We start from the raw sequence: 11,947 nt of genomic DNA, 5'->3' as shown, positions 1-11,947 counted from the left end.
CGCCGCATGCGATACGGCGTCCTGATGGTAAGACATTCAGGACGGAATGATGACGGTCATCGACAATCACGAGGTGCTTGCAAAGGACGGCGAATTGTCGGAAGCGAGTGCGCGCGATTATTTCGAATTGCTGAAGCCACGAGTGATGTCGCTCGTGGTCTTCACAGCCTTTGCCGGTCTCGTGCTGGCGCCGGGCCACATCCATCCGGTCCTCGGCCTGATCGCCATTCTCTGCATCGCCGTCGGCGCCGGCGCGTCCGGCGCGCTGAACATGTGGTATGACGCCGATATCGACGCCATCATGAGCCGCACGGCCAACCGTCCGATCCCGGCCGGCCGCATCGCACCCTCCGAGGCTCTGGCCTTCGGCCTGGTACTATCAGGCTTCTCGGTTGTCATTCTCGGCCTGGCGGTCAACTGGCTCTCGGCCGGCATCCTCGCCTTCACCATCTTCTTCTACGCCGTCGTCTACACCATGTGGCTGAAGCGTTCGACGCCGCAGAACATCGTCATCGGCGGTGCTGCCGGCGCCTTCCCGCCGATGATCGGCTGGGCTTGCGTGACCAACAGCGTGACGATCGAGAGCACCGTTCTCTTCCTCATCATTTTCCTGTGGACGCCGGCGCATTTCTGGGCGCTTGCCCTCTTCAAGATGCGCGATTACGAGGCCGTCGGCGTACCGATGCTGCCGAACGTCGCCGGCGAGCGGGTGACCAAGCATCAGATCGTCGCCTATGCGGTGCTGACCGCCGTCTGCGCGGTCTTGCCGTCCTTCCTCGGCTTTGCGAGCTTCGGTTATGGCCTCGTTGCTGCCGCCCTCGGCGCGATCTTCATATACTGTTCCATCGCCGTCTGGCGCATGCCCGACGGCGACCCGAAGATGATCCCGGCAAAGAAGCTCTTCGGCTTCTCGATCTTCTATCTCTTCGCCGTGTTCTCCGCCTTGATGATCGACCGGCTTGCCTCGGTGGTGGTCTCGCATGCGGGAGGTTGGTTCTGATGGAATTGGTCAAGCTTACCGAAGCGCAGCGCAAGTCGCGCCGCAACCGCAACGTCGCCCTCGGGCTGGTGCTTGCCGGCCTCGTCATCCTGTTCTACGCGATCACCATCGTGAAGATCGGCGGGGGAATGGCTGGATGAGCGACAAGGCCGGTACACCGAAGAAGCATGTGCGCAACAACGGCGCCGTCGTGATGATGTGCCTGAGCTTCGCCTTCGGCATGGGCGCGATGAGTTATGCCGCCGTGCCGCTCTATCGCATCTTTTGCCAGGTGACCGGCTATAACGGCACGACGCAGCGCGTCGACCAGGTGTCGAGCGTCGTGCTCGACCGCACGATGCGCGTCACCTTCGACGCCAATGTCGCGCCCGGCCTGCAATGGGAATTCAAGCCGGTCCAGCGCGAGGTCAATCCGAAGATCGGCGAAACGATCCAGGTCAATTTCACCGCCGAGAATCGTTCGAACGAGACCCAGCGCGGCCAGGCGGTTTTCAACGTCACCCCTGGTGAAGCGGGCGTCTATTTCAACAAGGTCCAATGTTTCTGCTTTACGGAAACGGACCTGAAGCCGGGCGAGAAGCTCGACATGCCGGTCGTGTTCTACATCGATCCTGAAATCGTCAAGGCCGTGGAATCCAAGGATATCCATACGGTTACGCTGTCATATACGTTCTACCCGAAAGAGGGTCCGAAGCCGGTGGCTTCGAATGAGGGTGGAGCGGAGAAGATTGAAAAGAAACTTTGATCAAGGCTCGTTTCCGGCTATGCCGGGAGCGGAGTGAAGGAAGACATCCGGGGATAGCTACATGGCTGATGCTCACCAGAAGAATCACGACTATCACATCATCGATCCGAGCCCGTGGCCGATTATCGCTTCGCTCGGCGCCTTCATCATGGCGATCGGCGGCGTCTGCTACATGCGCTACCTGAACGGCGGTTCGTTCAAGGTCGCCGGTGCGGAGCTCGCCAATCCCTGGCTCTTTTATATCGGCTTCGCGCTGGTTCTCTACGTGATGTACGGCTGGTGGGCCGATACGGTGAAGGAAGCCCATGAGGGCGCCCACACCCGCGTCGTCTCGCTTCATTTGCGCTACGGCATGATCATGTTCATCGCTTCGGAAGTGATGTTCTTCGTCGCCTGGTTCTGGGCCTATTTCGACGCCAGCCTGTTTCCGAACGAGGCGATCCAGGCCTCGCGTCTGGCCTATACCGGCGGCACCTGGCCGCCGAAGGGCATCGAGGTCCTCGACCCCTGGCACCTGCCGATCTACAACACCGTCATCCTGCTCCTGTCGGGCACGACGGTCACCTGGGCGCACCACGCCCTGCTGCACAACGACCGCAAGGGCCTGATCCAGGGCCTGACGCTGACGGTGCTGCTCGGCGTGTTGTTCTCCAGCGTCCAGGCCTATGAATATGCCCACGCGCCCTTCGCCTTCAAGAATTCGATCTACGGCGCGACCTTCTTCATGGCGACCGGCTTCCACGGTTTCCACGTCCTCGTCGGCACGATCTTCCTGGGTGTCTGCCTGATCCGCGCGCTGCGCGGCGACTTCACCCCGAAGCAGCATTTCGGCTTCGAGGCCGCCGCCTGGTACTGGCATTTCGTCGACGTCGTCTGGCTGTTCCTGTTCTTCTGCATCTACGTCTGGGGCGGCTGGGGCGCACCCGTCGCAGCCGGCTGACCGGAACGAAACTTGAGAAAAGGCGGGCCTGGTGCCCGCCTTTTTTGTTGGTGGGGTCCGCGACAGCCCGCAACTTTTCGGAGACGCGAGAGGGATGTGCCACCCGGGCGGTCGAGGAACGGAGAGGTTGCCGCATGTGTCCTCTTCTCCCCAGCGGGGGTCCGAAGGACGGGTTGAGACCGGTGGCTCAACCCAGGCAAAGGTGGCCCGAAGGGTCGGATGAGGGGGCCACACGGCACGCCCTCTCATCTAACTATCCCGCCATGCCGACGCGAGCGCGGTCGAATCCCGCATGAATGTTGTTGGAAAGACCGGCTTTGCCGGCCCCTCATCCGCCTTACGGGCACCTTCTCCCCGAGGGGAGAAGAGGGAATCGAGACGCTGCGGCATATCTCTTCGGCCCAGCTACGGTGCCAAAGGTCGGTGCCGGCAGCCGGATGAGGGCTGCCATCGGCAATCTCTTCGGCCGAGGTAAAGGCTCCGTGCCAGCTTTTTATCGCCTCAGCGCGCCCCGGCGATCCGTTCGAAGGCCGAAGGCTCGGGAATACCGAAATCCAACTGGTGGCGGATCGCTTCGGCGCATTCGAGCGGCGTCAGCACTGACGTATCGACCTCCATGTCGTAGATGCCGGGCCGATGAACCTCGTCCTGCCAGCGCTGTACCGGTTCGGGTACTGCTACGTCCTCCGTGGCGCTGAGATAAAGCGTCTCGCGCCCTTCCTGGACAATGTCGCGCCGCTGCATGATCGTCTCGATCGGACAGCGCACGCCGACGAACAGCACTGGAAAGTCTTCCAGTCGCCGGGCGCAATCGCCGAGGATGCCGAGCGGCTGCGAATAGCTGTCATGGTGGCCGAGATCGGCGACGACATTGAGCCCCAGGCTGGCATGGATGGCGATCGATTCGTAGAGTGCTGCATAAAAGAACGGCACCAGTTCCTCGAGATCCGGCCGCTCGCCGCCCGGCCGCAGTCCGATGCCCGGCAGGTAGCGCTTCGGTGTCATGGCATTGTAGCCGTCGACGCCGAGGTTGATCCACGGTCCCTCGAATTCGTCCTGGATTGCGCGCGCAATGCTTGATTTGCCGCTCCGCGGCGCGCCGTTTAAAATAACGATCTGTCCGGCATGGCTGTCATTGCTCATCAGTTTTCTTCTTCTGTTTGGCGCGAATCGCTCGGCAGAGACCGCGTAGGCATTTCCATTTGGGATGCGAATACTTTATGGGAGAGTTAAGGCAGCATGGAATTGTCACAAGGAACAGCATGAACGAGGACAGCGCCCACTTTCCGCCCGTCGATCCGGTGAAGACAGGCATCAAGGGCTGCTGCCCGCGCTGCGGCCAGGGCAAACTGTTCGACGGCCTGCTCGGCGTGAAGCCGCGCTGCGCCGCCTGCGGCCTCGATTATTCCTTTGCCGATTCCGGTGACGGCCCGGCCGTCTTCGTCATCCTCATCGTCGGCTTCATCGTCATCGGCATGGTGCTGTGGCTGCAAGTGAATTACGGGCCGCCGATCTGGGTGCATATCCTGCTCTTCGCTCCACTGACGATTATCCTGTCGTTGCTGACGCTGCGCTGGTTCAAGGGCATCCTGATCGCCATGCAATACCGTCATAATGCCCGCGAAGGACGCCTGAGTGACTGAAATGGTGCATGCAATGCCGCGCCGCCGGCTGCCGGTTTTCACCGGCATCCTGGTGCTGATCGCCCTTGCCATCCTGATTTCGCTCGGCACCTGGCAGGTGGAGCGCCTCCACTGGAAGGAAGGACTGATCGCCGATATCGCCGCGCGGCAGGCAGCAAGCCCCGTGCCGCTTGCCGACATCGAGGCGATAGCGGCTGCAGGCGGCGACATCGAATACCGCAAGGTCACCGCTACCGGCCGCTACATCAACAACAAGGAGCGGCACTTCTTCGCCACCTGGCGCGGCCAGACCGGCTTTTACGTCTATACCCCGCTGGAGCTTGCCGACGGGCGCATTCTCTTCGTCAATCGCGGCTTCGTTCCCTATGACAATAAGGAGCCGGAAACGCGCATGCAGGGCCAGCTGACGGGAGAGCAGATCGTCACCGGCCTGGCGCGCGAAAAGCTTCCAGCCAAACCCTCCTGGGTGGTGCCTGACAACGACGTCGCCAAGAACATCTTCTACTGGAAGGATCTCGACGTCATGGCCGAGAGCGTCGGGCTGGAGAAAGCGAGCGTCATTCCCTTTTTCGTCGATGCCGATTCCACCCCCCATCCGGCCGGCCTGCCGATCGGCGGCGTCACCCAGGTGGATCTGCCGAACGACCATCTGCAATATGCTTTCACCTGGTACGGGCTGGCCGCCGTGCTCGTCGTCGTGGTGGCGATCTCCTGGTTCCGCAAGGGTGCCAAGGAACCTCAGCAATAGTATCACTTCAATTCTCGACGATATTGGGCTAGAGGTCCCTAAATCTCTCAACCCGGAACTGACATGAATATTGCGGCGAAACCTCCTTTGACGATCAGGCTCTGCGGCCCGCGCGGCTTCTGCGCCGGCGTCGACCGCGCCATCCAGATCGTCGTGCTGGCGCTGAAATCCTATGGCGCGCCGGTCTATGTGCGCCACGAGATCGTCCACAATCGCTATGTCGTCGAGGGGCTGGAGGCCAAGGGCGCCGTCTTCGTCGAGGAGCTGGACGAGATCCCGGCCGAACATCGCGCCCAGCCGGTGGTTTTTTCCGCCCACGGCGTGCCGAAATCCGTGCCGGAGGATGCGGCAAGCCGCAACCTCTTCTATCTCGACGCCACCTGCCCGCTGGTCTCCAAGGTCCACAAGCAGGCGATGCGTCACAATCGCCTCGGCCGCCACGTCGTCCTCATCGGCCATGCCGGCCACCCCGAGGTGATCGGCACGATGGGTCAGCTGCCGGAGGGATCGGTTTCTCTGATCGAGACGATCGAGGACGCCGACGCCTATGTCCCCGTCGATCCCGATAATCTCGGCTATGTCACCCAGACGACGCTGTCGGTCGACGATACGGCCGGCGTCATCACCCGCCTGCACGAGCGCTTTCCGAACCTGACGGCGCCGGCAGCGGATTCGATCTGTTATGCGACGACCAACCGCCAGGAAGTGGTGAAACAGGCAGCGCCAGGCTGCGATCTCTTCATCATCGTCGGCGCCCCGAATTCGTCCAACTCCAAGCGCCTCGTCGAAGTAGCGCTCAGGGCAGGGGCGAAGAAATCGATCCTCGTGCAGCGCGCCGCCGAGCTCGACTGGGACGAGATCGGCGCGATTTCGACGCTCGGCCTTTCCGCCGGCGCCTCGGCCCCCGAGGTCATCGTCAACGAGATCATCGAGGCTTTCCGCGCCCGCTTCGACGCCCGCGTCGAACTGGCCGAAACGGTGCAGGAAACTGAAAACTTCCTCGTCAACCGCGAACTGCGCAGTATCGAGCTGACGGCAGCCGACATGGCCTTCGTCAACGGCTAGATCGGCCTTCGGCCTGGCGTCCACTCCGGCAAATCCAATATCAACAAGGCATGAAGCGCGAGACCTCACTTGGCAGTCTATACCGATATCGCCGAAGACGATCTGAAGTGGTTCCTGACGGAATATGACGCAGGCACGCTGCTTTCCTACAAGGGGATCGCCGAGGGCGTCGAAAACTCCAACTTCCTGCTTCATACCTCCAAGGACCCGCTGATCCTGACGCTCTATGAAAAGCGGGTGGAAAAGAGCGACCTGCCTTTCTTCCTCGGCCTGATGCAGCATCTCGCAGCTCGCGGCCTGTCCTGCCCGCTGCCGCTGCCGCGCCGCGACGGCGCGCTGCTCGGCTCGCTGTCCGGCCGTCCGGCGGCGCTGATCTCCTTCCTCGAAGGCATGTGGCTGAGAAAGCCGGAGGCGAAGCACTGCCGCGAAGTCGGCAGGGCGCTGGCCGAGATGCATGTGGCCGGTGATGATTTCCAGCTGAAGCGGGCGAATGCGCTGTCCATCGACGGCTGGCGGGGGCTCTGGGAAAAATCCGAGGCGCGCGCCGGCGAGGTCGAGCCCGGCCTGCAGACCGAGATCCGCAGCGAACTCGATTTCCTCTCCGCCGCCTGGCCGAAAGGCCTGCCGGCCGGCGTCATCCATGCCGACCTCTTCCCCGACAACGTCTTCTTCCTCGGCGACCAGCTCTCCGGCCTGATCGATTTCTATTTCGCCTGCAACGACCTGCTCGCCTATGACGTCTCGATCTGCCTGAATGCCTGGTGTTTCGAGAAGGACGGCGCCTATAACATCACCAAGGGCACGGCGATGCTTGCGGGTTACCAGAGCGTCCGGCCGTTGAGCGACGCCGAAATCGCAGCCCTGCCGGTGCTGTCGCGCGGGTCGGCGTTGCGTTTCTTCCTGACCCGGCTCTATGACTGGCTGACGACACCTGAGGGCGCCATGGTCACCAAGAAGGACCCGCTCGAATATCTCCGCAAACTGCGCTTCCACCGCCAGATCAAATCGCCCGCCGAATACGGATTGAGCCTATGAAACACGTCGATATTTTTACCGACGGCGCATGTTCTGGCAATCCCGGCCCCGGCGGCTGGGGCGCGGTGCTGCGTTATGGCGATGTCGAAAAAGAGCTTTTCGGCGGCGAGGCGGATACGACCAACAATCGCATGGAGCTGCTGGCGGCAATCTCGGCGCTCTCGGCCTTGAAAAGCCCTTGCGAGGTCGATCTCTATACCGACAGCGCCTATGTCAAGGACGGCATTTCCAAGTGGATTTTCGGCTGGAAGAAAAACGGCTGGAAGACATCAGACAAGAAGCCGGTGAAGAATGCCGAACTCTGGCAGGCGCTGGAGGCGGCCCGTGACCGCCACAAAGTGACGCTGCACTGGGTCAAGGGCCACGCCGGCCACCCGGAAAACGAACGCGCCGACGAACTCGCCCGCCGGGGCATGGAGCCCTTCAAGAAGGGCAAGGCGGTTTCGTTTTAAGTCAGTTCGGCTCCTCGGCTCCTGACGGATGAGAGAAGAATACGGCGTCGCCACACATCTCTTCTCCCCAGCGGGGAGAAGGTGCCGGCAGGGCGGTTGAGGGGGTGAGCGACGACAGGAGCGAATGCACTGAGCGGAAGCGAAGGGCAATGAAGGGTGTGCCGTGTGGCCCCCTCATCCGACCCTTCGGACCACCTTCTCCCCGCTGGGGAGAAGAGGGGCGAGCAGCGCGCCCGAAGCTCTTTCAAGCCGCCCGCTGCTGCGGCCCCGTCGCGACGCCCTGGATCAGCCGGTGCAGATATTCGAGCTTGGCGACGACAGGCGAGGACAGCACGAAGGGGTAGGAGTCGGGCTGGCCCATGCTGCGCTGGATGGCGTTGATCGCCAGGCTGAGTGGCACCCAGGCGCTGACCAGCTGTTCGGCGCTTCTTGCCCTGTAGGGGATGAAATCCACCTCGCCGGCGATTTCTTCATGGCCGCGCGGATCGATGGCGATGCCGAAGGCGCGCGCGGTTTCGAGCGTGTCGACGATATGGAGGTAATGCGCGAAGCATTCGGCAAAATCCTCCCAGGGGTGCGACGCCGCATAGGCGCTGATGAAATTGTCCTGCCATCCCAACGGCGCGCCGCCGGCATAATGGGTCTTGAGAGCTGCCGCATAATCCTGCCGTTCGTCGCCGAAGACGGCACGGAAATCGGCTAGGCCGCCGCGATCGCGCACCAGCTTGTTCCAGATGAAATGGCCGGCCTCGTGGCGGAAATGGCCAAGCAGGGTGCGATAGGGTTCGTTCATCGAGCTGCGCGCCTGTTCGCGCGTCGCATCATCGGCCTCAGCGGCGCGGATGGTAATCAGGCCTTCCTCGTGGCCGGTCATGGCAGGCACGACAAAGCCGTTGCTCTCTATCGAATCTTCGAGGAAATCGAAGACCAGGCCGCCTTGCGGATCTTGCGCCCGATCCGGATGCGGCAGCTTCCAGCGCAGCAGCGAATAAAACAGATGACGCTGCGCCTGGCTGATGCGCCGCCAGCGATCGATGCCGTCCTGGGTATCGGTGTTCGGAACCAGCCGGTTATGGCGGCAGGCAACGCAGAATTCGCTCTCGCCATCATCGTCCACCAGCCAGTTGCAGATGTCGAGGTTGGCATTGGCGCAGAAGCGGACGTCGCGATCGGGATTGGAAACGAGCTGCCAGAGCGTCTCGTCGCGCGGCTCCAGCGCATGCATCGCGAGATCGCCGGGCAGGAAGCCGAGACGATGGTTGCAGCGCACGCATCGACGGTTGTCGAAGTGGACGACCTGATCGCAATTGTCGCAGGCAAAAAGCTTCATTGGGTCAATCTCTGCAGAGCATGAGGGTGGCAGACTAAAAATGCCTGCCGCGCGAGGGGCGCAGCAGGCATGGTGATAAAGGATGAGCGTCTACTGAGCATTCCTTAAATCGGAATCACAGCGTCCTTTGCGCGTCTTGGTGCTGTCGCTCAGAGCCGATCGACGGCGCCCTTGAGCTTGTCCTTGACCTTGCCGGTTGCGACTTGTCCCTTGCCCTTGGCTTCCTGGACGGCGCCCTTGGCCTGCATGTCGCGATCGTCCATGGCCTTGCCGGCGGCCTGCTTGGTCTTGCCGGCAATTTCATTTGCCTTGCCGGAAATCTTGTCGCTGGTGCTACCCATCTTGTGATGTCTCCTTGGTCGGCATGGGCCTTTTGTCCATGCTTGCGGAGATGAAACGTCACGCGTGGCTATTCGTTCCCGCTGCCGTCAGGTCAGCGACCGTTAGGCCAGCCTCTCAAGCATGGCCGGCTTCGGCCGACAGCATGGCGGCGGTCACGCCCATGCCGGCGAGCGCCCGCTCGTATTTGTCGTCGAGGCTGCGGTCGAAGATCAATTCCTCGTTGGCCGGGCAGGTGAGCCAGCCATTGTTGACGACCTCGTTTTCGAGCTGGCCGGCCGACCAGGAGGAGTAGCCGAGCAGCATTGTCGCCCGTGTCGGTCCGGCGCCTTTGGAGATGGCGCGGACGATGTCGAGCGTCGCCGTCAGGCAGATGTCGTCGCTGACGGGGATCGAGGAGTCGCTGGCATAATCGTCCGAATGCAGCACGAAGCCGCGGCCGCTTTCCACCGGGCCGCCGGTCTGGATCGGGAAGTCGCGCGCCCGCTTCGGCAGCACGATCGAATCTTCCTGCTTGATCATGTCGAGATGCAGCAGCACATCGGTGAAGGTAAGGCTCTGTGGCCGGTTGATGACGAAGCCCATGGCGCCGGCATCCGAATGCGCGCAGATGTAGATGACGGTGCGCGCAAAATTGCGGTCTTCCATGCCCGGCATGGCGATGAGGAACTGGCCATCGAAGAAGCCACGTTCCCGTCTGTTCTTCAGCGTCGATAAGGACATCGTTCCTCCTGCTGCTAGACCGCACCAAGGCCTCGACAAGAGAAACATGGGCCAATGTCACACATCAATCAACTGAAAATGAAGATTTAAATCGCCGCGACTTCTGGCGGCCAAACAGCATTTTCGGTAAACCTTTGTTCCATGATGATTATTTCCTCAGGCCCGCGCGGGCTTTTAATCGCGGTTGTGTCGGTGGTCGCAGCCCTTGTGCCGTTTTATTCCGCCCATGCGGAAATGAGCGCCTGGGCGGACAACGAGGGCGGCCGCATGCGCCTGGTGGCGCTCGCGCCCGATGCCGGCGGCAAAATCCGCGCCGCCCTTCAGATCGAGCCGAAACCCGGCTGGATCACCTATTGGAAAGAGCCCGGCGGCAATGGCATTCCGCCGCAAATCACCATCGCGGCGGAGAGCGGCGTCAGCCTCGATGCCATCGCCTATCCCGTTCCGAAACATTTTTTCAAGGGCGGGATCGAGGATATCGCCTATGACGCACCGGTGACGCTGCCGCTGTCGCTGACGGGGGCCGGCAAAGGCCCGGTTGCGATCGACGCTTTCGCCTTCATCGGCATCTGCAAGGATATCTGCATTCCCTTCCAGGCGAATTTTCGGCTGAAGCTTGGCACCGCCATGCAGTCGCACCCGCAAGAGGAGGCGATCCTCCATGCGGCCGATGCGAGGCTGCCGAAGCCGCCATCTGAGGATTTCGACGTGACTGCGTATGCGATGTCGCCTGACAGGAAGACGCTGTCGCTTGATCTCGTCTTGCCGGGTGAGGGGAAGACCGCGCCCGATATCATCGTCACCGGTCCGAGCGGCTATGCCTTCACCAAGCAGATCGGCGGCAAACGCGACGGCAGGACCTTCAAGGTCGACATATCAATCGGCAAGCTGCCGAAGGATTATGACATAGCAGGCAAGCAATGGAGCGTGCTCGTCATTGACGGCGAAAGGGCGATGGAGACCGCACTTGCCTTTCAATGATGGGCTCCTATAGTCGCCTCCGATCCCTGCGGCGCCCGCCGCCGCCAAGCCGGAATTTCCAAAGCCAGAACCCAAAGCCCGGAACCCCCCGGAGCCGGAAACCGCTAAGGAGAGAACCAAGGAGAAGACCATGACCATCGCGATCGGCGACAAGCTTCCTGCCGCCACCTTCAAGGAAAAGACGGCTGACGGCCCCGTCGAAATCACCACCGATCAGCTCTTCGCCGGCAAGCGCATCGTGCTCTTTGCCGTGCCGGGCGCCTTCACGCCCACCTGCTCGCTGAACCACCTGCCGGGTTATCTCGAAAACCGCGACACCATCCTCGGCAAGGGCGTTGACGACATCGCCGTCGTCGCCGTCAACGACTGGCACGTGATGGGCGCCTGGGCGCAATCATCCGGCGGCATGGGCAAGATCCACTTCCTTGCCGATTGGGATGCCGGCTTCACCAAGGCCGTCGGCCTCGACGCCGACCTCTCCGCCGGCGGCCTCGGCCTTCGCTCCAAGCGCTATTCGATGCTGGTGGAAGACGGCGTGGTCAAAGCCCTCAACGTCGAGGAAAGCCCCGGCCAGGCAACCGTCTCGGGTGCTGCCGCGATGCTGGAACAGCTCTGAGCGTTAACGAAAGTCTGCCCCTCACCCTAACCCTCTCCCCGTAAAAACGGGGAGAGGGGACGTGCCCTGCGAGGGGTTGGTGGGGAACAGAGAGGTCGCGGCATATCCCTTCTCCCCGCAGGCGGGGAGCAACCATGTTTCAATTTTGCCGGTACTGTGGCGTCCATTCGGTCTTTCGGATGAGGATGGCGTTGGCGAGAATGATGAGTTTTCGGGCGACGGCTATGACGGCGCACAGGTGTTGCTTCCCGTTGCTGCGCAAGCGCGTATAGAAGGAGGCCAGATCCGGATTGTGCCGGGTTGCCGTGAAGGCGCACATGAACAGGCTCT

Annotated in this window: 15 protein-coding genes and 1 pseudogene; 11 read left to right on the top strand and 5 right to left on the bottom strand. The window is 61.9% G+C overall.

The window, feature by feature from the left end:
• Positions 1-49 precede the first annotated feature (49 nt).
• The 4 genes from HFO99_RS28490 to HFO99_RS28475 all read left to right on the top strand — a co-directional run bounded on the left by HFO99_RS28490 (position 50) and on the right by HFO99_RS28475 (position 2,685).
• Positions 50-1,000 (top strand): heme o synthase, encoded by a 951-nt coding sequence (locus HFO99_RS28490; RefSeq protein ID WP_222333226.1) that lies wholly within the window; start codon positions 50-52, stop codon positions 998-1,000.
• Complete coding sequence (locus HFO99_RS28485) at positions 1,000-1,140, top strand: hypothetical protein (RefSeq protein WP_018069103.1); 141 nt, start codon at positions 1,000-1,002, stop codon at positions 1,138-1,140. The genes HFO99_RS28490 and HFO99_RS28485 overlap by 1 nt, the downstream gene beginning before the upstream one ends.
• Positions 1,137-1,745, top strand: coding sequence for a cytochrome c oxidase assembly protein (locus tag HFO99_RS28480; RefSeq protein ID WP_222365035.1), 609 nt, complete (start codon positions 1,137-1,139; stop codon positions 1,743-1,745). Before HFO99_RS28485 ends, HFO99_RS28480 begins: the two co-directional genes overlap by 4 nt.
• Positions 1,746-1,806: 61 nt before the next feature.
• Entirely contained in the window at positions 1,807-2,685 is an 879-nt protein-coding gene (locus HFO99_RS28475) for a cytochrome c oxidase subunit 3 (RefSeq protein ID WP_222333224.1), read from the top strand.
• A 501-nt stretch (positions 2,686-3,186) separates the two neighbouring features.
• Here HFO99_RS28475 and HFO99_RS28470 read toward each other — a convergent pair.
• Positions 3,187-3,828, bottom strand: coding sequence for a chloramphenicol phosphotransferase CPT family protein (locus tag HFO99_RS28470; protein ID WP_222365032.1), 642 nt, complete (start codon positions 3,826-3,828; stop codon positions 3,187-3,189).
• A 119-nt stretch (positions 3,829-3,947) separates the two neighbouring features.
• On the opposite strand from HFO99_RS28470, the gene HFO99_RS28465 reads away from it, so the two are divergent.
• The 5 genes from HFO99_RS28465 to rnhA all read left to right on the top strand — a co-directional run bounded on the left by HFO99_RS28465 (position 3,948) and on the right by rnhA (position 7,628).
• Entirely contained in the window at positions 3,948-4,328 is a 381-nt protein-coding gene (locus tag HFO99_RS28465) for a DUF983 domain-containing protein (protein ID WP_003545995.1), read from the top strand.
• Positions 4,321-5,076, top strand: a complete 756-nt coding sequence (locus tag HFO99_RS28460) for an SURF1 family protein (RefSeq protein ID WP_222365030.1) — start codon at positions 4,321-4,323, stop codon at positions 5,074-5,076. The genes HFO99_RS28465 and HFO99_RS28460 overlap by 8 nt, the downstream gene beginning before the upstream one ends.
• Positions 5,077-5,139: 63 nt before the next feature.
• Positions 5,140-6,141: a 4-hydroxy-3-methylbut-2-enyl diphosphate reductase gene (gene ispH, locus HFO99_RS28455; protein ID WP_003545997.1), complete on the top strand. Its 1,002-nt coding sequence runs from the start codon at positions 5,140-5,142 to the stop codon at positions 6,139-6,141.
• A 69-nt stretch (positions 6,142-6,210) separates the two neighbouring features.
• Complete coding sequence (locus HFO99_RS28450) at positions 6,211-7,176, top strand: homoserine kinase (RefSeq protein WP_222365027.1); 966 nt, start codon at positions 6,211-6,213, stop codon at positions 7,174-7,176.
• Positions 7,173-7,628: a ribonuclease HI gene (gene rnhA, locus HFO99_RS28445; protein ID WP_064248608.1), complete on the top strand. Its 456-nt coding sequence runs from the start codon at positions 7,173-7,175 to the stop codon at positions 7,626-7,628. The genes HFO99_RS28450 and rnhA overlap by 4 nt, the downstream gene beginning before the upstream one ends.
• A 244-nt stretch (positions 7,629-7,872) precedes the next feature.
• Here the strand turns inward: rnhA and HFO99_RS28440 are convergent, their stop codons facing one another.
• The 3 genes from HFO99_RS28440 to HFO99_RS28430 all read right to left on the bottom strand — a co-directional run bounded on the left by HFO99_RS28440 (position 7,873) and on the right by HFO99_RS28430 (position 10,020).
• Entirely contained in the window at positions 7,873-8,958 is a 1,086-nt protein-coding gene (locus HFO99_RS28440; RefSeq protein ID WP_222365025.1) for a putative zinc-binding metallopeptidase, read from the bottom strand.
• 149 nt (positions 8,959-9,107) lie between these two features.
• A complete protein-coding gene (locus HFO99_RS28435) occupies positions 9,108-9,299 on the bottom strand; it encodes a CsbD family protein (protein ID WP_064248610.1) in 192 nt (63 codons plus the stop codon).
• 115 nt (positions 9,300-9,414) lie between these two features.
• Complete coding sequence (locus tag HFO99_RS28430; protein ID WP_222333217.1) at positions 9,415-10,020, bottom strand: YqgE/AlgH family protein; 606 nt, start codon at positions 10,018-10,020, stop codon at positions 9,415-9,417.
• Between the two features lie 141 nt (positions 10,021-10,161).
• Between HFO99_RS28430 and HFO99_RS28425 the strand changes: the two genes are divergently transcribed.
• Together HFO99_RS28425 and HFO99_RS28420 are read left to right on the top strand one after the other, a co-directional pair.
• The gene (locus tag HFO99_RS28425) at positions 10,162-11,001 is read left to right on the top strand and encodes a protein-disulfide reductase DsbD domain-containing protein (RefSeq protein ID WP_222365023.1); all 840 of its coding nucleotides are present in this window, start codon (positions 10,162-10,164) and stop codon (positions 10,999-11,001) included.
• A gap of 130 nt (positions 11,002-11,131) precedes the next feature.
• Entirely contained in the window at positions 11,132-11,617 is a 486-nt protein-coding gene (locus HFO99_RS28420; protein ID WP_222365020.1) for a peroxiredoxin, read from the top strand.
• Between the two features lie 139 nt (positions 11,618-11,756).
• Here the strand turns inward: HFO99_RS28420 and HFO99_RS28415 are convergent.
• A pseudogene (locus HFO99_RS28415) lies at positions 11,757-11,947 on the bottom strand (IS110 family transposase); the annotation flags it as partial.

The organism is Rhizobium leguminosarum (assembly GCF_019798305.1).
Lineage (GTDB): Bacteria > Pseudomonadota > Alphaproteobacteria > Rhizobiales > Rhizobiaceae > Rhizobium > Rhizobium leguminosarum_U.
This window is presented reverse-complemented; position numbering and strand designations above follow the sequence as displayed.